Source organism: Virgibacillus sp. FSP13 (genome assembly GCF_054048505.1).
The window spans coordinates 75,567-95,349 of the sequence record NZ_JBSVKG010000001.1 but is presented as its reverse complement, the minus strand read 5'-3'; the positions used below and the strand labels follow the sequence as shown (position 1 = coordinate 95,349).

Annotated in this window: 21 protein-coding genes; 1 reads left to right on the top strand and 20 read right to left on the bottom strand. The window is 42.0% G+C overall.

Going from position 1 to position 19,783, the window contains the following annotated elements; translation table 11 throughout:
- Nucleotides 1-22: 22 nt before the first annotated feature.
- The 3 genes from ACW2QC_RS00455 to ACW2QC_RS00445 form a co-directional block, all read right to left on the bottom strand.
- A complete protein-coding gene (locus tag ACW2QC_RS00455; RefSeq protein WP_457542008.1) occupies nucleotides 23-1,030 on the bottom strand; it encodes an ABC transporter ATP-binding protein in 1,008 nt (335 codons plus the stop codon).
- A complete protein-coding gene (locus ACW2QC_RS00450) occupies nucleotides 1,030-1,983 on the bottom strand; it encodes a C40 family peptidase (RefSeq protein ID WP_457542007.1) in 954 nt (317 codons plus the stop codon). The genes ACW2QC_RS00455 and ACW2QC_RS00450 overlap by 1 nt, the downstream gene beginning before the upstream one ends.
- Nucleotides 1,984-2,066: 83 nt before the next feature.
- The gene (locus ACW2QC_RS00445) at nucleotides 2,067-2,987 is read right to left on the bottom strand and encodes a S66 peptidase family protein (RefSeq protein ID WP_457542006.1); all 921 of its coding nucleotides are present in this window, start codon (nucleotides 2,985-2,987) and stop codon (nucleotides 2,067-2,069) included.
- 88 nt (nucleotides 2,988-3,075) lie between these two features.
- On the opposite strand from ACW2QC_RS00445, the gene ACW2QC_RS00440 reads away from it, so the two are divergent.
- Entirely contained in the window at nucleotides 3,076-3,552 is a 477-nt protein-coding gene (locus ACW2QC_RS00440; RefSeq protein ID WP_457542005.1) for a hypothetical protein, read from the top strand.
- Here the strand turns inward: ACW2QC_RS00440 and ACW2QC_RS00435 are convergent.
- The 17 genes from ACW2QC_RS00435 to ACW2QC_RS00355 form a co-directional block, all read right to left on the bottom strand.
- Nucleotides 3,477-5,111, bottom strand: a complete 1,635-nt coding sequence (locus tag ACW2QC_RS00435) for a peptide ABC transporter substrate-binding protein (RefSeq protein ID WP_457542004.1) — start codon at nucleotides 5,109-5,111, stop codon at nucleotides 3,477-3,479. The two genes, ACW2QC_RS00440 and ACW2QC_RS00435, sit on opposite strands and share 76 nt — an antisense overlap.
- A 104-nt stretch (nucleotides 5,112-5,215) precedes the next feature.
- Nucleotides 5,216-6,220: an ABC transporter ATP-binding protein gene (locus tag ACW2QC_RS00430; protein ID WP_457542003.1), complete on the bottom strand. Its 1,005-nt coding sequence runs from the start codon at nucleotides 6,218-6,220 to the stop codon at nucleotides 5,216-5,218.
- Nucleotides 6,221-6,229: 9 nt separating this feature from the next.
- Nucleotides 6,230-7,186, bottom strand: a complete 957-nt coding sequence (locus tag ACW2QC_RS00425; RefSeq protein WP_457542002.1) for an ABC transporter permease — start codon at nucleotides 7,184-7,186, stop codon at nucleotides 6,230-6,232.
- Nucleotide 7,187: 1 nt separating this feature from the next.
- Nucleotides 7,188-8,120, bottom strand: a complete 933-nt coding sequence (locus ACW2QC_RS00420) for an ABC transporter permease (protein ID WP_457542001.1) — start codon at nucleotides 8,118-8,120, stop codon at nucleotides 7,188-7,190.
- A gap of 137 nt (nucleotides 8,121-8,257) precedes the next feature.
- Nucleotides 8,258-8,998, bottom strand: a complete 741-nt coding sequence (locus ACW2QC_RS00415; protein ID WP_457542000.1) for a hypothetical protein — start codon at nucleotides 8,996-8,998, stop codon at nucleotides 8,258-8,260.
- A gap of 34 nt (nucleotides 8,999-9,032) precedes the next feature.
- Nucleotides 9,033-10,361 carry a UDP-N-acetylglucosamine 1-carboxyvinyltransferase gene (gene murA / locus ACW2QC_RS00410; RefSeq protein WP_457541999.1) on the bottom strand — a complete coding sequence of 443 codons (1,329 nt, stop codon included), beginning with the start codon at nucleotides 10,359-10,361 and terminating at the stop codon, nucleotides 9,033-9,035.
- Between the two features lie 33 nt (nucleotides 10,362-10,394).
- Entirely contained in the window at nucleotides 10,395-11,114 is a 720-nt protein-coding gene (locus tag ACW2QC_RS00405; protein ID WP_457541998.1) for a YwmB family TATA-box binding protein, read from the bottom strand.
- A 550-nt stretch (nucleotides 11,115-11,664) separates the two neighbouring features.
- The gene (locus ACW2QC_RS00400; protein WP_457541997.1) at nucleotides 11,665-11,895 is read right to left on the bottom strand and encodes a DUF1146 family protein; all 231 of its coding nucleotides are present in this window, start codon (nucleotides 11,893-11,895) and stop codon (nucleotides 11,665-11,667) included.
- A gap of 547 nt (nucleotides 11,896-12,442) precedes the next feature.
- Nucleotides 12,443-12,838 (bottom strand): F0F1 ATP synthase subunit epsilon, encoded by a 396-nt coding sequence (locus tag ACW2QC_RS00395; RefSeq protein WP_457541996.1) that lies wholly within the window; start codon nucleotides 12,836-12,838, stop codon nucleotides 12,443-12,445.
- A gap of 88 nt (nucleotides 12,839-12,926) precedes the next feature.
- Nucleotides 12,927-14,339 carry a F0F1 ATP synthase subunit beta gene (gene atpD / locus ACW2QC_RS00390; RefSeq protein WP_457541995.1) on the bottom strand — a complete coding sequence of 471 codons (1,413 nt, stop codon included), beginning with the start codon at nucleotides 14,337-14,339 and terminating at the stop codon, nucleotides 12,927-12,929.
- A gap of 39 nt (nucleotides 14,340-14,378) precedes the next feature.
- Nucleotides 14,379-15,239, bottom strand: coding sequence for an ATP synthase F1 subunit gamma (atpG, locus tag ACW2QC_RS00385; RefSeq protein WP_457541994.1), 861 nt, complete (start codon nucleotides 15,237-15,239; stop codon nucleotides 14,379-14,381).
- Between the two features lie 128 nt (nucleotides 15,240-15,367).
- Nucleotides 15,368-16,882, bottom strand: coding sequence for a F0F1 ATP synthase subunit alpha (atpA, locus tag ACW2QC_RS00380; protein ID WP_457541993.1), 1,515 nt, complete (start codon nucleotides 16,880-16,882; stop codon nucleotides 15,368-15,370).
- 18 nt (nucleotides 16,883-16,900) lie between these two features.
- Nucleotides 16,901-17,446 carry a F0F1 ATP synthase subunit delta gene (locus tag ACW2QC_RS00375; protein ID WP_457541992.1) on the bottom strand — a complete coding sequence of 182 codons (546 nt, stop codon included), beginning with the start codon at nucleotides 17,444-17,446 and terminating at the stop codon, nucleotides 16,901-16,903.
- Nucleotides 17,443-17,970 carry a F0F1 ATP synthase subunit B gene (gene atpF, locus ACW2QC_RS00370; RefSeq protein WP_457542267.1) on the bottom strand — a complete coding sequence of 176 codons (528 nt, stop codon included), beginning with the start codon at nucleotides 17,968-17,970 and terminating at the stop codon, nucleotides 17,443-17,445. The genes ACW2QC_RS00375 and atpF overlap by 4 nt, the downstream gene beginning before the upstream one ends.
- A 239-nt stretch (nucleotides 17,971-18,209) precedes the next feature.
- Nucleotides 18,210-18,416 (bottom strand): F0F1 ATP synthase subunit C, encoded by a 207-nt coding sequence (gene atpE / locus ACW2QC_RS00365; protein WP_106496055.1) that lies wholly within the window; start codon nucleotides 18,414-18,416, stop codon nucleotides 18,210-18,212.
- A 102-nt stretch (nucleotides 18,417-18,518) separates the two neighbouring features.
- Nucleotides 18,519-19,241, bottom strand: a complete 723-nt coding sequence (atpB, locus tag ACW2QC_RS00360; protein ID WP_106496054.1) for a F0F1 ATP synthase subunit A — start codon at nucleotides 19,239-19,241, stop codon at nucleotides 18,519-18,521.
- A gap of 23 nt (nucleotides 19,242-19,264) precedes the next feature.
- Complete coding sequence (locus ACW2QC_RS00355; protein WP_457542266.1) at nucleotides 19,265-19,633, bottom strand: ATP synthase subunit I; 369 nt, start codon at nucleotides 19,631-19,633, stop codon at nucleotides 19,265-19,267.
- Nucleotides 19,634-19,783: the final 150 nt, after the last annotated feature.

Genomic DNA, 19,783 nt, shown 5'->3' with positions numbered 1-19,783 from the left:
ATCATGCGAAAGAGTTTATCTGCTAAACAGTACGTTCCTTTTTAATCGGGGTTTTATCTCCAATTGTTTTATCATATAGGTGACAAGCGACATAATGGCTTTGCTCGACTTCCTGCCATACGGGTTTTTTTGTCGAGCAGATTTCCATGGCCATTGGACAGCGTGTGCGGAAGACGCAGCCGCTTGGTGGGTTGATGGGGCTTGGCAGTTCACCTTCTAGGATGATGCGCTCGCGAATTTCCTCAATATCTGGATCTGGTATAGGAATTGCCGATAACAATGCCTGTGTATATGGATGCAGTGGGGTTTCATACAGTGCATCGCTCGCCGTTAATTCGACCAAATTTCCTAAATACATGACACCAATTCGATCGGATATTTGTTTTACCATGGATAAATCATGCGCAATGAACAAAAATGTTAGACCCTTGTTGGTTTGTAGTTCTTTCAATAAATTAACAACTTGTGCCTGAACCGATACGTCAAGTGCCGAAATTGGCTCATCGGCAATGATAAAGTCCGGATCCAATGCCAAGGCGCGAGCAATTCCAATTCGTTGCCGCTGACCCCCACTGAATTCGTGTGGGTAGCGATTGGCGTGATCTCGATTTAATCCAACCTCTTCCAACAGCTCATACACACGATCAAGCTGCTTTTTCTTCGAGGAAAATAATCCATGAACTTCCATTGGCTCGGCGATCACTTCACGTACGGTTGAGCGCGGATTTAACGATGCATATGGGTCCTGAAAAATCATTTGCATGCTGCGGTAGAAATCAAACTTTTTCTGCCCATCAAGTTCATGCACGTTTTGTCCCGCAAACACCACATCACCATCTGTTTTATCGTAAAGCCCCATTATTGTACGTCCAATGGTGGATTTTCCACAGCCAGACTCTCCGACAAGGCCAAACGTTTCTCCTTTGTTAACGTAAAAACTAACACCATCAACTGCTTGTAGTATCTGGCCTTTGCTTACCTGAAAATACTTTTTTAATTCACTGACTTGTAACAATTTATTATCATACATCACTTTTCCTCCGCCCCTTGCCAATATCTCCTAGCCATACACCGCTCTTTTTCATAAACGCTACCTTCAAGGTCAATAATCTCAATTTGTTTTCCCGTTTTGGGTGAGTGGAGCATTTTACCATTTCCATAGTAGATGCCAACATGATGTAGAGCGCCTTTTCCTTCTTGATATGCGAAGAAAATTAAATCGCCTGGCAACAGTTGCTCATCCGAAATTTCTTTACCATTTGCCGCTTGGTCCCCGGCATCACGCGGTATTTGATAACCATTTGCCTTATGCATAGCATAGCTAAACCCAGAGCAATCGTATCCAAATGCACTCATTCCACCCCAGAAATAATCAAGTCCAAGGAATCGCTCACCTGATTGAATGATTGCATTTCCATCTTGCTTATTAAGCCCTACTGTTGTCGGAAATACTGTAACTGCATTTTTGTTTAAAAATAAATGGCCATGTGGTGTGATCACTTCAACTCGATCGGGGTGTTCTTCCTTTAATGGCAAGTGTGTTTGGTAACTTAGTTTTATGAAGCGTTCACCATCGTTCGTTTCAAGCCAAGCAAAGTTACCAGTTACGGCAACAATCCTCGAACGCTGCCAATCGGATTTTGCTACTTTTTTCAATTGCTTATTAGGAACCCACCCAGGATAACCTCGCTCATTCTTATGTGATGGCTGTGAAGGGATGATAACGTGTGCCCAGTCACCTGCTACTTCCGTTATGATGACCCGCTCCCCATACAATAATTGTGATTGCACACGATTTTCATCACATAAGGCTGAAAGCGATGCAACATTTTGCCGTTCTATCCAATCATCAATATTGGTTGGGTTGTTTATTCCTGGTAGATCAATTTCTCTTGTTGATTGTGGATTTGTCCAGACCGTCGCGACCTGAACCGCTGTTACCCACAGCTCATCGGAAAATTGTTCAAACGTTTGTTCAACCATTTTACTATGCTCCTCTCTAATATCGAATCCTCATTGACGTTGTAAAATTCACAGTAAAGCCTACTCATCGTCCATCCCAAAATTTATCTGACCCCCGCATCAACGATCAGAGTCTTGTGTGGAGTTGATAGACTTGCATTAACCCCCAATGGGATTGAGAAGTGTGGCATACAGTGGCCTATTTTAAATCCTGACATCACAGGGCACGACAAATCAGCAACATAATCTTGAAAAACCTGATTCAGACTCAAGGACGGCTTTCCTTTTCTCGGATTAGCCCAGGAAAAATCCCCAATAATAATCCCAGCTGCATCATGAAGTTTGCCAGCAAGTTTTAATTGATTAAGCATACCATCAACCCGATACGGCTCCTCGCCAATGTCCTCAATGAACAGCAACTTTCCTTTTGTATCGATTTCATTTACGGTACCCATCATGCTAACTAAAAGTGATAAATTCCCCCCAACTAGCTCTCCGGTTGCTTCACCCGGAACAAGCGTATGTAACGGCGACATTTCTTCTGTATAACATAATTTCATCGGCTGGAATAATTGTTCAAAGAGACGTGCTGATACCACATCAAAATTATCCTTGGCGATATCCGAAGCGACCATTGGCCCATGGAACGTAACAAGCCCAGTTTTTTGCCGTATCGCCGTATGTAAATAAGTAATATCACTATAGCCCCAGAAAATTTTTGGGTTTTGTTTGATTAAATCATAGTTGATAGCTGCGGCAATTCTTCCAGTCCCATAGCCACCACGGGCACATATAATTGCCTTCACATGCGGATCAGCAAACATGTCGTGAAAATCAGCAAGACGTTCCTGATCCGTCCCAGCCAAATAGCCATGTACCCGATCGATATGCTTGCCAAGTTTGACATAAAGACCCATACTCTTAAAAAATGAAATACCCTGCTTTAGCTCATTAAAATTTACCGGACTTGCCGGTGCAATAATGCCAATCGTATCACCTTTATGTAAACGTTCCGGAAGTATCATGTGAACCCTTCTCTCTTCATCATTCTATGTAGAAAAAGGGTGGCCCATAAGAAAATGAGCCCTCCCTTACCTGCTTACTCCATTATGTTTGGTACGCGACTTCCTGGCCGGGGTGCGCGACTTTTCGCCCGAGTTGCGCGACTTTCCGCCCGAGTTGCTCGACTTCCCGACCGAGTTGCGCGACTTTTCGACCGGGTTGCTCGACTTCCCGACCGAGTTGCGCGACTTTTCGACCGGGGTGCGCGACTTTTCGCCCGAGTTGCTCGACTTCCCGACCGAGTTGCGCGACTTTTCGCCCGGGTTGCTCGACTTTTCGCCCGGGTTGCGCGACTTCCCGACCGAGTTGCTCGACTTTTCGCCCGGGTTGCTCGACTTTCCGACCGAGTTGCTCGACTTTCCGCCCGGGTTGCGCGACTTTTCGCCCGGGTTGCTCGACTTCCCGACCGAGTTGCGCGACTTTTCGCCCGGGTTGCGCGACTTCCCACTTACCTACTGCTTATCCGCCCATTTCAATTCCAAATACCCAACTGGATGGCGGACAACACCGGAAATGTTATCCTTGTAAATATAAACTTGGTTGTAGTAATGAATTGGGAAAATCGGCATTTCTTCAGCTAGCAGCTCCTCAGCCTGATACATATATTTCCAGCGTTTTGCTTCATCTGTTTCTGTTTTAGCCTTTTCGATTAATTGATCATATTCTTCATTTGACCAGCCTGTGCGGTTCATCGTTGAGCCGGTGATGAAGCTTTCTAGGAAGTTAACTGGATCACCATAATCAAATAAGAATGAACTACGTGACAATTGATGTTTTAGTCCCTTTTGATCCTCTAAAAATACGTTCCATTCGGTGTTTTCCAATGTAACATCAATGCCAAGGTTTTCACTAAACATATTTTGCATCGTCTCAGCGATTGCCTTATGTGATTCATCTGTATTGTAAGATAATGTCACGGCTGGTAATTCATCATAACCTTCTTCCTTCATACCTTCTTCTAACAGCTTTTTCGCTTCTTCAGGGTTAAACTCCACTTGTGCGCCATTTGCTTCGCGGAAATCTGCACCTGATGGATCGGTAAATCCTGGCGATACAAAACCAGTCGCTGCTTCTTCTTTATTTTTTGTTACGAAATCAACAATGTCTTGCTGATTAATTGCCAGTGCGAATGCTTTCCTGATTTTCTTATTTTGAAATGGCTCTTCATTGACATTGAAGCGGTAAAAATAAAGCCCTGCTTGATCTTCAATTACCACGTCATCACCATCAATTAACTGTTCAGCCATATCAGACGGAATTTCCGTCATATCCAGTTCATCACTTTGAAACATTTGATATTCTGTGTTTGTTTCTGGAACCATTGCCCAGTCTACTTTATCTAGCTTCACAGTATCTTTATCCCAATATTGATCGTTTTTCACCATTACAATTTTGCTGTCATGCTCCCATGTTTCCATTTTGAATGGCCCATTAGAAACATAGGAGTCAGCATCAGCAAACCATTCCGGATTTTCCGTTGCCACTTTTTCATTGACTGGGAAAAAGGCAGGATTGGAAATGACATGTAGGAAAAATCCTGTTGGTGCTGTCAACGTAACTTCAAATGTCTTCTCATCTTTTGCCGTCACCATGACATCGTCCGCGGAACCTTCCCCATTGTTAAACGCCTCGCCGCCTTCAATAAAATAGCCCAAAAATGCTGCTGGAGATCCTGTTTCCGGGTCAAGCAATTGCTTCCAGGCATATTCAAAATCAGCTGCTGTTACTGGGTCCCCGTTTGACCAATTGGCGTTTTCCCGGAGATGAAAGGTATATGTCTTGCCATCATCGGAAACATCCCAGTCTTCAGCAATTGCCGCTTCTGGTGTATCGTCTTGCCCCAATCGTGTAAGCCCTTCCATTAAGTTGTTTAACACATTCCATGAAACAGAGTCAAAGCCTATTGGTGGATTTAATGATGTTGGCTCCTCTCCATTATTCATGAGCAACACTTTTTCTTCACTTGCCGCCTCCGCATCAGATCCACTGTCATCATTCTTTTTCTCACCAGCGCTGTCATTTGCAGTACATGCCGCCAAAACAATGACCGTTAATGCTGTAACAAGCAACAAGAGCCATTTCTTCATGAAAATTTCCCCCTCCTAAAATTTATTTGTGATTTCGCTTATCCAAACGTAGAAGTTCAGAAAAGCAGTGACTTATGCCGATACCATTTGGCGATAAGCCACCATTACCTAACGGCTGAAGCAGCCAAAAGTTGTTTCGCCCTCTCATCCTGCAGCCAACATTCCACATGATGCGTATTAGAAAGCTTAGAATGAAAAGGGTGAACTTTATCACACACCTCCATGGCAAGCGGACATCGCGCTGTAAAGGGACATCCTTTTGGAGGTGAGAATAAATCAGGTGGTGTTCCGTCAATCGGGATTAATTTTTCCCCTTGTAAATCTAGCCTAGGGACAGATTTCAGCAAGCCTTGTGTATAGGGGTGTTCTGCTCGGTAAAATATTTCTCGTTTTGTGCCTACTTCAATAATTTTACCTGCATACATAACAGCAATTCGATCGGCAATTTTCGCAACCACACCTAAATCATGGGTAATCAAAATAATCGATACACCAGTTTTAGCTTGGATTTTTTCAAATAACTCCAGGATTTGCGCTTGAATCGTTACATCAAGTGCTGTTGTTGGTTCATCAGCGATTAATAATTCCGGTTCACAGATTAATGCCATCGCAATCACAATCCGCTGCCGCATCCCACCACTGAATTGGTGTGGATACTGCTTCATTCGTTCGTCTGGATTTGGGATGCCAACTAAATCCATCATTTCTAGTGCCTTTCTTTTCGCCTGCTCGCTGGATATTTTATGATGCTGACGCAGTCCTTCCATTAGTTGAGAACCAATCGTTAACGTTGGATTTAATGCTGTCATGGGATCCTGGAAAATCATTGAAATATCAACGCCACGAATTTGACGCATCTCTTTCTCGGAGAGCTTTGTCAAATCTTTTCCATGAAACGAGATCGTACCTCGAGCAATTTTCCCTGGTGGATCGGGAATAAGCCGCATGATCGCATTGGATGTCACACTCTTCCCACATCCTGACTCGCCAACAATTGCCAGTGTTTCCCCTTTATTTAAATGAAAATTAACACCACGAACTGCTTTAACGGTGCCGCCATATGTTGTAAACGTTACATGGAGATCACGTACATCGAGAATCTTTTCCAATTGTTTCACCTACTTTCTCAGTTTCGGATCAAGCGCATCTTGAAGCCCGTCGCCTAAAACGTTAAAGGCGAACATCGTGAACGAGATGAAAAATGCTGGGAAAAATAATGTCCACCAGTTTCCGGATAAAATCGCGCCTAAAGCATCATTGGCCATCATCCCCCAGCTGGCATATGGCGACTGGATCCCTAATCCTAAAAAGCTCAAAAACGCTTCAGCAAAAATCGCATTTGGAACGGTTAAAGTCATCTGGACAATGATTGGCCCCATTGTATTCGGCAGTAAATTTTTGCGGATAATCCGTTTTGTCTTGGTCCCGAACGATTTTGAGGCAAGCACAAATTCATAGTTTTTAATTTGCAAAACTTGCCCCCTGACGATCCGCGCCATGCCGACCCAGCCAGTCACTGTTAACGCAACGATAATCGTCGTCAAGCTCGGACCCATCACAACTAGCAATAAAATGACAACGAGTAAATAAGGCAGGCCATATAAGATCTCAATAATCCGCATCATGATATTGTCTGTACGCTCACCCTTGTAGCCGGAAATCCCCCCATAAACAACACCAACAAAGAAATCTATCAGCGCCGCCATTAGTCCAACAAACAGCGAGATTCTTGCACCATACCATGTGCGGGTAAATACATCACGACCTAATGAATCTGTACCAAACCAATGTGTAGCGGAAGGCCCTTGGAATTGATTGGGCAAATTCACATCCTTAACTGAGTATGGTGTAAGTGTCGGGCCGATTATTGCCATGATAGTTAATAGAATAAGAAAAACTAGTCCTGACATTGCCAGTTTATTTTTTACAAGCCGTTTCCATGCATCTTGCCAATAAGATAATGAAGGCCTGGCAACAGATTCAGCCGCTTGTAAATCTTTTTCCTTCCACGTGAACCAATCATCTGGAACATTAGCAGGAGAATTTTCGGCTGTATATTCATTTCTTAGCTTCAATTTATTCTCCTCCTTTTTTATGCAGCTTGATTCGTGGATCTAGTAAACCGTAAGCAATATCTACTAAAAACAACATAAAAATAAGAAAAGCACTATAGAAAACCGTTGTCCCCATAATAACTGGGTAGTCCCGTTGATTAATACTTTCAACAAAATATTTTCCCATCCCAGGTATTGCAAATATCTTTTCAATTACAAATGTACCGGTCAAAATCCCCGCAAGCAGTGTACCTAGTATTGTCACAACAGGCATTAGGGCATTTTTTAAGGCGTGTTTCACGACAATCTTCCACGGTGTAAGTCCCTTTGCCCGTGCCATTTTGATATAATCCTGTGTGAGTACTTCCAGCATCGTTGACCTTGTCAGCCTTGCGATAATCGCCATCGGACCTGTCGCCAGCGCAATGACTGGGAGAACCATATGGGCCGGACTAGACCATGTCGCGGGTGGGAACAGCTGCCAATCCACCGCCAGCTTTTGAATGAGCAGAGTTGCCAAGACAAAATTTGGGATCGATATTCCTAATACAGCAAAGCTCATGGCTGCATAATCAATCATTTTGTTATGCCTAAGCGCCGCCATAATTCCAAGAATAATACCTGATATGACTGCAACAATAATCGTTACAATTCCGAGCTCAAAGGAAATTGGGAATCCCCGACCAAGTAAATCGTTTACTGTTTCAGTTGGTTGTTTAATCGATGGACCAAAATCAAACGTTACGATCGATTTCAAATAAAGCAAATATTGTATGTAATAAGGTTCATCAAGATTATAATGCGCCTCTAAGTTAGCTTGAACCGTTTCATTAGTCCCCCGCTCCTCGTTGAACGGCGAGCCAGGAATCGTTACCATTAAAACAAATGTCAATGTCACAATGATCCAAATAGTGATGACCATCATGAGAAACCGTTTTAAAATGTACCGTAACATGTCGCCCCACTCCTATAAAAAGGTTGTACACATTTTCGCATTGCTTGATACACCTTTGGCCGCCCTCCTTTGTAGATTATTAATAATTTTCATACTATTTTATCATATTGTTACGGAATTGAAAAGATTAATTTAGATTAGGGTGTGGAAGGACTTGGTTTGGGATCTGGGGATGATGTTTCTCCGCTCGGGATGGTGTTTTTGCTCTCGAGCCGATGTTCTCGCTCTCGGGACGATGTTCTTGCTCTCGCGCCGATGTTCTCGCTCTCGCGCCGATGTTTCTGTTCTCGGGACGATGTTCTCGCTCTCGAGCCGATGTTCTCGCTCTCGAGCCGATGTTTTCGCTCTCGGGCTGATGTTTCTCCGCTCGGGCTGATGTTTTCGTTCTCGCGCCGATGTTCTCGCTCTCGGGCTGATGTTTTCGTTCTCGCGCCGATGTTCTCGCCCTCGGGCTGATGTTTCTGTTCTCGAGCCGATGTTTTCGCTCTCGCGCCGATGTTTTCGCTCTCGCGCCGATGTTTTCGTTCTCGCGCCGATGTTCTCGCTCTCGGGACGATATTCTCGCTCTCGGGACGATGTTTCTCCGCTCGCGCCGATGTTTTCGTTCTCGGGCTGATGTTCTCGCTCTCGAGCCGATGTTTTCGCTCTCGGGCTGATGTTTCTCCGCTCGCGCCGATGTTCTCGCTCACGGGCTGATGTTTTCGTTCTCGAGCCGATGTTCTCGCTCTCGAGCCGATGTTCTCGCTCTCGGGCCGATGTTTTCGCTCTCGAGCCGATGTTCTCGCTCTCGGGCTGATGTTTTCGTTCTCGGGCTGATGTTCTCGCTCTCGGGCCGATGCACCGCTCCCTGCACACCAAAAAAGCAGGTGACACCGCAATCGGTATCACCTGCTTAAAAAAATACGTATAAACTTAAGATAACTTGGCTACAATATTATTATTCTGATAATCTACTTTTGCATTTGGTTTTACGATGTCTTCATTATCAGCGACACGTTCGATATCTGCACCTAAAGAGGCTAATTTTCCGGCAAAGTCAACATAGCCGCGATCCAAATGTTTCAGTTCGGTCACACGTGTAAAGCCATCTGCTCGTAACCCAGCTAAAATTAATGCTGCAGCGGCGCGCAAATCGGTAGCTGCAACTTCTGCACCTTGTAAGTCAGAATCGCCTTCAACAATCACACTACGCCCTTCGATTTTCATTTTGGCGTTCATCCGTCTGAACTCTTCAACATGCATAAACCGGTTTTCAAATACCGTCTCCGTAATAACACTAGTTCCGTGTGCATACAACATTAGTGCCATCATTTGTGATTGCATATCAGTTGGGAATCCTGGATGTGGCAATGTCTTGATATCTGTCGCCTTTAAATTATTCGGTCCGATCACACGTAGTCCGTCGTTTTCTTCTTTAATCGTGACATTCATTTCTTCAAGCTTGGAAATAACGGAACGAAGGTGTTCACTCACAGCATTTTCAATTAAAATATTTCCTCCCGTAATTGCAGCTGCCACCATAAATGTTCCTGCTTCGACACGATCAGGAATAATCGCATGTTCTGTTCCGTGTAAACTTTCTACACCTTCAATGCGAATGGTTTCCGTCCCTGCACCGACAACACGGCCACCCATTTTATTTAAGAAATTGGCTAAATCAACAATCTCCGGTTCTTTTGCACAGTTTTCAATAATTGTTTTTCCTTCAGCCAATGCAGCAGCCATCATAATATTTTCGGTAGCGCCAACACTTGGTACATCTAAATATATTTTAGCACCTTGCAACCGGCCATCTACTTTAGCTTCCACGAAACCATTGCCAACGTGTACATCTGCACCCATTGCTTCAAATCCCTTTAAATGTAAATTAATTGGTCTGGAACCAATTGCACATCCGCCAGGCATCGCAACCTTAGCGTGACCATAACGCGCCAAAAGAGGCCCCAATACTAAGACGGACGCACGCATTTTACGAACGTACTCGAAAGGAGCTTCTGTTTTTAATTCCTTTGACGCATCAACGGTAATTGTATTATTTTCAAAGTGAACATCCGCGTTCATATTACGAATAACTTGATTAATTGTATATACATCAGCTAGTACTGGAACATCATGTAAAACACTTTTTCCTTCACTTGCGATAATACTTGCAGCGATAACAGGCAGCACTGCATTCTTAGCACCTTCCACTTTGACGGCGCCATTAAGTTGTCTCCCGCCGCGAACAATGATCTTTTCCATGTTTCAATCTCCTTCAGTTGCAATTTCACTATATTAATATTCAGTTATCAAGATAGGTGTTCCTATCGTGAATTTCGTTCCTTCATCTTTGCTTTCATTAATCGCTATTTGTACATTCATCGATTTGTCCATTATCGTGATTTTTTGATCCCATAATGGTGTATATCCATACAAAATTTTCCCAACCGAAGTATTTTTTATTTTGTCGGTTTGTGTTAATTTTTGTTGGACATTTAATTTTTCACTAAATTCATTTAAAAAATAATCACTATCAATTGTACCACTACTATCAGTCGTCAGACAAGCAAATCTTTCCGCATCTTTCGAGAATAAATAATCGGGCAATGCATTTTTTGTCGAAATATATGCTTGTTCTACTGACTCGTTCCAGAAGTCCCCACGAATCACTGTAATCACTTCTGCTTGATAGTTGGTATTTTTAGGAATAACCACTTTAAAAGATTCGTCCAGATCATCTGATTTATGAACGTCACTAAATGAATATTTTATAATGTTCTCATCCTCTGCGGTAGAGACTAAATAACCATTTTTCAACTTATTAGCTACATTATTTGCTTTTTCGTGACTGATTTGTTCCTTGATGGTGACCTGCCAGTTATCAATTCCTATTTCACTTTCTATTACAGCTGAAGCTAAATCTATCATCTCATCCGTTACTGATGCGGTATAACCTACCACAGTTTTGGTAAAAAGAATAAGTAATAAAACGACCATAAGAACTATTTTCTTCATAAAAAGATCCCCCTTGTTCAATCTATATAACCAGTATGAACAAGAGGGAACTAAAACATACCGTATAAATATCGATAAGTTGGTAGTGTTGTAGATTACTAGTTTGAGTTCAAATAGTTGGGGAATTATAAGCAAGAGGATTGAGTTGAGGGCGTTGGAACTCAGGTAACGCATCTATATAAAAAAGGAAAGCTCCTGTATGAGATGTTTGTCATAGAAGCTTTCCATACTTTCCTTTTAAAAAAGCTCTTTTGTTATAGGCTGTTGCTTTTAGAACTCACAATGATAGAAACCGCAACGTTATTTGGGACGATGGTTGGTGTTTCCGGGGCCGGCTGTTAAGCCCGCAGGAAGTGTTTTTCTTCCGAGGAGGCTGAAGCCGTGCCCCGGAAAGCAACTGCTCAGAACAGAAATCAACGGAGCACTTACCTCGCATTCAATTTCCGGAGTGGTAGGTGAAGCGCCAAACAATAAATCATTATGTCAAAGTTTATAGACCATGTGTCAAAAACCACATTCTACTAAAAAACAGCCCTTTTGTAAACAACCCTTAAAAAAGAAGCCGCAGATCTTGGGACCATTGAAGGAACTCAAGGAAAAATCTGCTGACGCCGGAGCCAATTACAATCGTAATAAAGAGCAGCAAAATGCGTGCCTCTGTTACCTTGCCTTTTCGAATTAACGGGTCGAAATTAATGCATTGAACCACTTTCCAGGTAATAAAGATAAAAATCAAATGAGATATCATACTTGTTATTGCGAGTTGACTAATTGAAAACATAAATTCACACCTTGTTTGATAAAAATGAGTTTTTCTATTGATAACTTTGCCATGTTAATAGGTGAATGTCAACGAATTGGTTAACACCAAGCATATCGTAAAAACTCGATTCTTGTTAGATTGGTTCACCAATTAGGGAATGTCCATCTCATTTCCCGGGAAATATCGAGTTTATTTTTTGAATAGGATGATTTTTGTTGATGCTGGCTGGATTTTGTCATCATGCTTTTTACGGTTCTTCGCGATTCCTAATCCAACAAAAAAGCCTCACACAACAAAATGTCATGAGAGACTCTTTTAAGATGTCCAGCTCCAGCGCCCAGCAACTAGCAGATCTTTTTGGTGGGACGAGCATTTAGCGCAATCCCAAACTTCAGAATTCTTCCTACGATAAGTCAACATCAACTCCCTACGGTCGTCGTGTTTCCTTTATCTCGTACGGAAGGAAGTTCGGTTAAGGCCGCTGCTTTGCGCAGCAACACCGAACCACCCTGTATGACAGGGCGCAGTTTGTACGTTGCTAAACGGGCGCTTGCGCTTTTCTTATCTACTGAGTAATATCCAATCGGTTTATTGCCCGTTTGAGTGCTAATTCTGCCCTTTGGAAGTCGATATCGTCTTGTTTGGACTGGAGGCGTTGCTCTGCGCGTGTTTTTGCTTCCTGCGCGCGGTCAACACTGATGTCTGAAGGTTTCTCCGCAGATTGGGCAAGGATTGTTACCTTTTCCGGTCGTACCTCCAGAAATCCGCCACTAACAGCTAGTCGTTCCATTTCATCGCCACGTTTTAGACGGACGGCACTAATCGTCAATGGAGCGACCAATGGAATGTGTCCTGGTAAAATACCAAGTTCCCCATTTTCTGCTTTACAGCTAACCATTTCAAAACTATCTTCCAAAACTGGACCATCAGGAGTAACAACACTCACAGTTAGTGTTTTCAATGTAACCCCTCCTCGGACTGGTAATAAGCAGGATGGGAAATGGTTACGTGTCATTTCCCACAATTACTGCTTATCCAAGCCTTCGTTATTATTCCATTTCTTTTGCTTTTTCAACTACTTCTTCAATACGTCCTACCAAACGGAATGCATCCTCTGGTAGATCGTCATACTTACCGTCCAAAATTTCTCTGAAGCCTTTTACAGCTTCACTAACTGGAACATAAGAACCTTTTTGACCAGTGAACTGTTCAGCAACGTGGAAGTTTTGTGATAAGAAGAATTGAATCCGGCGTGCGCGTGCAACCGTTAATTTATCTTCCTCGGAAAGCTCATCCATACCTAGGATTGCGATAATATCTTGTAATTCCTTATAATGCTGAATGGTACTTTGAACTTCACGTGCAACTTCATAATGCTCCTGTCCAACAATTTCTGGGTCTAACGCGCGAGATGTGGATGCTAGTGGATCCACCGCAGGATAGATACCTTGCTCAGATAGCTTACGATCAAGGTTAGTTGTCGCATCAAGGTGAGCAAATGTTGTAGCAGGTGCTGGGTCTGTATAGTCATCGGCAGGTACATATACAGCCTGAATCGATGTTACAGATCCTTTATTTGTTGATGTGATACGCTCTTGTAATTGTCCCATTTCAGTTGAAAGTGTTGGCTGATAACCAACAGCTGATGGCATCCGACCAAGTAGTGCGGAAACCTCTGAACCTGCTTGAGTAAAACGGAAAATATTGTCGATGAATAACAACACATCTTGTCCTTCTTCATCACGGAAATATTCTGCCATTGTCAAGCCAGTTAACGCTACACGCATCCGTGCACCTGGTGGCTCGTTCATTTGACCAAATACCATGGCCGTTTTCACAATAACACCGGAGTCTTTCATTTCGTAGTAAAGGTCGTTACCTTCACGTGTACGCTCACCAACACCGGCGAATACAGAAATACCACCATGTTCTTGAGCGATGTTGTTGATCAATTCTTGAATAAGAACTGTCTTCCCTACACCGGCACCACCAAACAAACCGATTTTACCACCTTTAATGTAAGGTGCTAGTAAGTCAACAACTTTAATACCTGTTTCTAAAATCTGTGTTTCTGTTGCAAGGTTTTCAAATTTAGGTGCTTCACGGTGAATTGGATCGCGACGTACACCTTTATCCAATGGTTCATCAAGGTCAATATTTTCCCCAAGCACGTTAAATACACGTCCTAATGTATCTTCACCGACCGGGACGGAGATTGCTCTGCCTAAATCTTCTACTTCCATGCCGCGCATAACACCATCTGTTGATGACATTGCAATGGTTCGTACCGTATTGTCACCAAGATGAAGTGCGACTTCTAATGTAAGGTCAATGCTTACATGTGTCTCTTCTTTTGCATCATATTGGATAACTAATGCATTATAAATGTCAGGGAGCTGTCCTTCGTCAAATTTCACATCGACAACTGGACCCATGACTTGTGTAATGTAACCTTTCGACATCAATTTCCCTCCTAACTTACTTCTAACTAGGTCAAGGAGCTATTCCAGTGCAGCTACCCCACTAATTATTTCTGTGATTTCTTGTGTGATAGCAGCTTGGCGTGCACGGTTATATGATAATGATAGATCATCAATAATATCATTAGCATTATCTGATGCACTGCGCATTGCAGTCATCCGTGCTGCATGTTCACTCGCTTTTCCGTCAAGCAATGCTCCATAAATCAAGCTCTCAGCATATTGTGGCAATAACACTTCTAGAATGTCTTCTTGATTTGGTTCGTATTCGTACTGACTTGTTGAAGCAGTGCCAGCTTCTAAATCCGTCAATGGTAATAGTTTGTTCGATGTTACCTGTTGAGAAATAGCACTTACGTAATGATTGTAATACATATTTAACTCATCAACTTCTTCATCTAAATACAATTGCACTGTTTCAGAAGCCAGTTCCTTAATATCGGCAAAATTTGGTTGATCGGCAAGTCCGAGAATGCTTTTTGTAATTGGTATATCCCGGTGTTTGAAAAACTCATACCCGACACGTCCAATTACAATCACTGCATACTCATCACTTGAACTGTGCCTATCCATAATTGTTTGATACACATTACGCAATACACTACTGTTATAAGCCCCAGCTAGACCACGGTCCGAAGTGATAACTAGATATCCAGTCTTTTTCACGTCACGTTGTTCAAGCATAGGATGTTCAGCGTCTGTATTGTTACGTGCGATACTACCGACAACTTCTTGCATCTTCTCACTATATGGAACAAATGATTTCGCATTTTCTTCTGCGCGATTCAACTTGGATGCAGAAACCATCTCCATTGCTTTGGTAATCTGTTTCATCTTCTTTGTTGAATCGATTCTACCTTTAATCTCTTTTAGTGATGCCAAGCGTTTCACCACCCTTCCTTACAGAGGTCAGCGATTAGAATTAGAGTTCAGATGACATGAAAAGTGATGCCAAATTCCAAAACCCCAATTCTAAACACTTTTGCTATTCATAACGAAACGAAAGTCGTCTATTTATTTTCTGTTGGCAAAAACGTCTTTTTAAATGTCACAACTGCATCATTCATATCATCTGCTTCTGGAAGCTTACCAGTTTCTCGAATAGATGAAATCAATTCTTTGCGATTTTCATCCAACCACATGTTGAACTCTTCTTCAAAACGTGTAACATCCACAACCGGAATATCATCCAAGAATCCTTTTGTTAATGCATAGATGATCATAACTTGTTTTTCAACAGCTAATGGTTTATGCAACCCTTGTTTAAGAACTTCAACTGTCCGTTCCCCACGATCCAATTTCGCTTTTGTCGCTTTATCCAAATCGGAACCGAACTGTGCGAACGCTTCTAGTTCACGGAAGGAAGCAAGGTCAAGACGCAATGTACCGGCAACCTTTTTCATTGCTTTAATTTGCGCTGATCCACCAACACGTGATACAGAAAGACCTGGGTTAATCGCTGGACGTACACCAGAGAAAAATAAGTCCGACTGTAGGAAAATTTGTCCATCCGTAATTGAAATAACGTTCGTTGGGATATATGCACCAATGTCACCTGCTTGTGTTTCAACAAATGGCAATGCAGTTAGCGAACCGCCGCCTAATGCATCACTTAGTTTAGCTGCACGTTCCAACAAGCGTGAATGCAAGTAGAATACATCCCCAGGGAATGCTTCACGGCCCGGTGGACGACGTAATAGTAAAGACAGTTCACGATAAGCAGCCGCTTGTTTCGATAAGTCATCATAAACAACCAATACGTGTTTTCCGTTGTACATGAATTCTTCACCCATCGATACACCAGTATATGGAGCTAGGTATAATAATGGTGCTGGATCAGATGCCCCAGCAGATACTACGATTGTATTATCAAGTGCACCGTAACGACGGAATGTTTCAACCGTTCCTCTTACAGTTGATTCTTTTTGACCAATTGCAACATAGATACAAATCATGTCTTGGTCTTTTTGATTTAAAATTGTATCTACTGCAACAGTAGTTTTACCAGTTTGGCGGTCACCGATGATTAATTCACGTTGGCCACGGCCAATTGGTACAAGCGCATCAATTGCTTTAATACCAGTTTGTAATGGCTCATCAACTGATTTACGATCCATAACACCAGGTGCCGCGGATTCGATTGGACGTGTTTTCGTTGTTTCCATTGGGCCTTTTCCATCAATTGGCTGGCCAAGTGGGTTCACAACACGTCCTAATAATTCCTCTCCAACTGGTACTTGCATGATTCTGCCTGTACGACGAACTTCATCGCCTTCTTTAATTTCTGTATATGGTCCAAGGATAACGATACCGACATTGGACTCTTCCAAGTTCTGTGCCATACCCATTACACCATTTGAAAATTCAATAAGCTCACCAGCCATGACATTGTCAAGACCGTGTGCACGTGCGATACCGTCACCGACTTCGATAACCGTTCCGACATCACTTACTTCAATTTCCGAGTCAAAATTCTCGATTTGCTGTTTAATCAGCGTACTGATTTCTTCAGCTTTGATGCTCATACCATTTCACCCCTATCATCATTTGTTTGCAGTTACAATATCTCGTTCGATGCGTTTCAACTTCCCGCTTAGTGAACCATCATAAATTGTGTTCCCCATCCGGAGTTTCACACCACCGACAATTGAAGGATCAACTTTATTTTCCAATTTAATTGCCTGTTTATGAAAACGTTTGGCAAATTTTGCTGCAAGCTCTTCTATTTCAGCATCAGATAATTCACGAACAGAATATACTGTTGCCTCTGCAATCCCTTTAGCATCATTAGCCAATTGAATTAAATGATCAATAATGGATGGAATGATTTCAATACGATGGCGTTCTACAAGTAATTTTAATGTGTTAACGACATCGTCTGACATACCTTGAAACGCTTCTTGCAAGAATTGTTTCTTTTTCTCATTATTAACACGAGGATGCTTTAAGAATGTAAAAAGTTGCTTGTTTGCTTGAAAAACTTCTTTGACAATACGAAATTCGTCAACTAATTGATCTTGTATCTGCTTTTCATTTCCGAGCTGAAAAAGAGCATCTGCATAACGTTTTGCAACTACCGCTTCACTCATCGCTCTTCTCCTACCTCTTTAATATAGTCATTAATCAGTTTTTCCTGATCTGTTTCACTAATTTCTTTTTCAATTACCTTGCTTGCAATAAGAACAGACAATGAAGCAACTTTATCTTGAAGTGCTTGTAATGCTTGCTCTTTTTCATTTTGAATTTCTTCTTGTGCAGCAAGCTTGATTCGTTCCGCTTCTTTTCGTGCGGAATCAACAATTTCTTGTTCTTGCCTTGCCCCAACGCTTTTTGCATCTTCAATAATTTTTTGTGCTTCTTGTTTTGTTTGTTTCAATTGTGCTGTTGCTTCTTCTGATGCACGTTCAGCATCGGCACGGCTTTTTTCCGCTGCCTCGATTTCCGATGCAACATATTCTTCACGTTTTTGCATCATGCCCATTAATGGTCCCCATGCAAATTTACGTAATAATACGAGTAAAACAATGAAGAAGAATAGTTGGGCTAACATATCCCCGACTTGGAGACTACCAACTGATGCATAGATAGTAGAAAATCCAGTGAATGCTTGCACAGAATTCACTCCTTTCCCCTTTAATTAGGTAGGAATTTCATTGATTGATAATTTCTTTTGCTCATAGTAAAGAGAGCATAAAATTTGTAGCCATAAGATCCTTTGTTAAGAATAGCCACGTCTAGCTCCAACGCGTACGCCGCTTACTCGAGGACTAACGCTTTTGTGCTCTGTATAAACAACGGCGAAGATTCTATTGGAAGACATACTTCGCCATTTTTGTGTGATTTTTATTGTAACTACATTACCATAAGTGCGATAACTACCGCGATGATCGGCATTGCCTCAACAAGACCAATACCAATGTACATAGTAGTTTGTAGTTGACCTTTCAATTCTGGTTGACGAGCAATCCCCTCAACTGTACGACTTACGATTAAACCGTTACCTAAACCAGCACCTAATGCTGCCAAACCTACTGCAATTGCAGCTGCTAAAGCTCCCATAATATAAATCCTCCTCAAAATAGTTGTTATAAGTTTTTTTAATAATTTCCCGCTTCAACAGATAAACTGTCAAAACTGGTTAATTAACAATTTGGATGAAACTTAGTGATCACTGCTTACTTTATGCGACATGTAAACCATCGCCAGTGTTGTGAAAATAAATGCTTGGATTCCGCCAATGAAAATACTAAATCCTTGCCATGCTAGCATCGGAATTGCTCCACCTAAGAATCCCAAGAAACCGGATGATGTTAAGCCTGCTAGTAGACCTAGAAGTACCTCACCAGCGAAAATGTTACCGAACAGACGAAGACCTAGCGTCATCGTGTTGGCAAATTCTTCAACGATCTTAATCGGTAAAAACATTGGGAATGGTTTTAAGAACTCTTTCCCATATTCCTTTGCACCGCGAAGTTTAATTCCATAGTAGTGTGTCAGTACGATAACCATTGTGGATAACGTTAATGTGATACCAGGGTCTGAAGTTGGTGACTTCCACCATAAATCGTGACCAAATGTTGCCATCGTCATAACGCCTAATAGGTTACTGACAAAAATATAGGTGATTAGTGTCAGTGCTAACGGTAGAAAGATTTTCCCCGTTTTCCAATCCATTGCCCCGTTTACGATACCTTTCACGAAGTCAAGTGCCCACTCCATAAAGTTCTGTGCTCCGGTTGGTTTCATTTGTAGCTTTCTCGAACAAGCAACACAAATGATAAACACAATTAATGAGGCAATTGCAATCATTACAACGTTTGATAAATTAAAATCAAGCCAAGGTATACCAAAGACATCTTCTACTATTGGTGCTCCATGATCCATCTTATTCACCCCTCTTCCAAACACTAATCCTTAGATTTGAAGATAGCAAAATCTATCATAATGACGAGATAGGATGTCATTATTCCAATTAAAACTGCTATGATGTGAAAATGCTCTTCGAATCGAAGTGCAATAATCACCGCGAATGCTACAGCAGCAAACCGCGAAATTGTGCCAAGCCCTTTTGTGGAATGATTTTTTTCTACAGACTCAGCAAAGTCATTAATTTTTCTTTGTAAAAGCCATAAATTATAAAAGCTGACAATGCTTCCCAAAAGAAGCCCAAGAAAAATACGTGGATATGGTGTAAAACCAGCTCCAAGCACAAAAATTGCGAGAAGGTAGAACATCCACTTGCGTTCTCGTGCTATCATACTCTGATAATGCGACATGATTTGTTCTTCTCCCATAACGTTTCGTACCTCCGATACATGTGCTGTCATCAAATAATAGAATCCAGCCAAAATGCGCATATACTTTTTTAGCAAGCAAACATTCATATATCGAACTGTGCTTTTTTCTTCAGGTTATTGACACAATAG

Excerpts from the sequence above, each read along its gene's own strand:
- ACW2QC_RS00455 (WP_457542008.1), bottom strand. The coding sequence starts at position 1,030 with ATGTATGATAATAAATTGTTACAAGTCAGTGAATTAAAAAAGTATTTT.
- ACW2QC_RS00450 (WP_457542007.1), bottom strand. The coding sequence starts at position 1,983 with ATGGTTGAACAAACGTTTGAACAATTTTCCGATGAGCTGTGGGTAACA.
- ACW2QC_RS00445 (WP_457542006.1), bottom strand. The coding sequence starts at position 2,987 with ATGATACTTCCGGAACGTTTACATAAAGGTGATACGATTGGCATTATT.
- ACW2QC_RS00435 (WP_457542004.1), bottom strand. The coding sequence starts at position 5,111 with ATGAAGAAATGGCTCTTGTTGCTTGTTACAGCATTAACGGTCATTGTT.
- ACW2QC_RS00420 (WP_457542001.1), bottom strand. The coding sequence starts at position 8,120 with ATGTTACGGTACATTTTAAAACGGTTTCTCATGATGGTCATCACTATT.
- murA (WP_457541999.1), bottom strand. The coding sequence starts at position 10,361 with ATGGAAAAGATCATTGTTCGCGGCGGGAGACAACTTAATGGCGCCGTC.
- ACW2QC_RS00405 (WP_457541998.1), bottom strand. The coding sequence starts at position 11,114 with ATGAAGAAAATAGTTCTTATGGTCGTTTTATTACTTATTCTTTTTACC.
- ACW2QC_RS00400 (WP_457541997.1), bottom strand. The coding sequence starts at position 11,895 with ATGTTTTCAATTAGTCAACTCGCAATAACAAGTATGATATCTCATTTG.
- atpD (WP_457541995.1), bottom strand. The coding sequence starts at position 14,339 with ATGTCGAAAGGTTACATTACACAAGTCATGGGTCCAGTTGTCGATGTG.
- atpA (WP_457541993.1), bottom strand. The coding sequence starts at position 16,882 with ATGAGCATCAAAGCTGAAGAAATCAGTACGCTGATTAAACAGCAAATC.
- ACW2QC_RS00375 (WP_457541992.1), bottom strand. The coding sequence starts at position 17,446 with ATGAGTGAAGCGGTAGTTGCAAAACGTTATGCAGATGCTCTTTTTCAG.
- atpE (WP_106496055.1), bottom strand. The coding sequence starts at position 18,416 with ATGGGAGCTTTAGCAGCTGCAATTGCAGTAGGTTTGGCAGCATTAGGT.
- atpB (WP_106496054.1), bottom strand. The coding sequence starts at position 19,241 with ATGGATCATGGAGCACCAATAGTAGAAGATGTCTTTGGTATACCTTGG.
- ACW2QC_RS00355 (WP_457542266.1), bottom strand. The coding sequence starts at position 19,633 with ATGTCGCATTATCAGAGTATGATAGCACGAGAACGCAAGTGGATGTTC.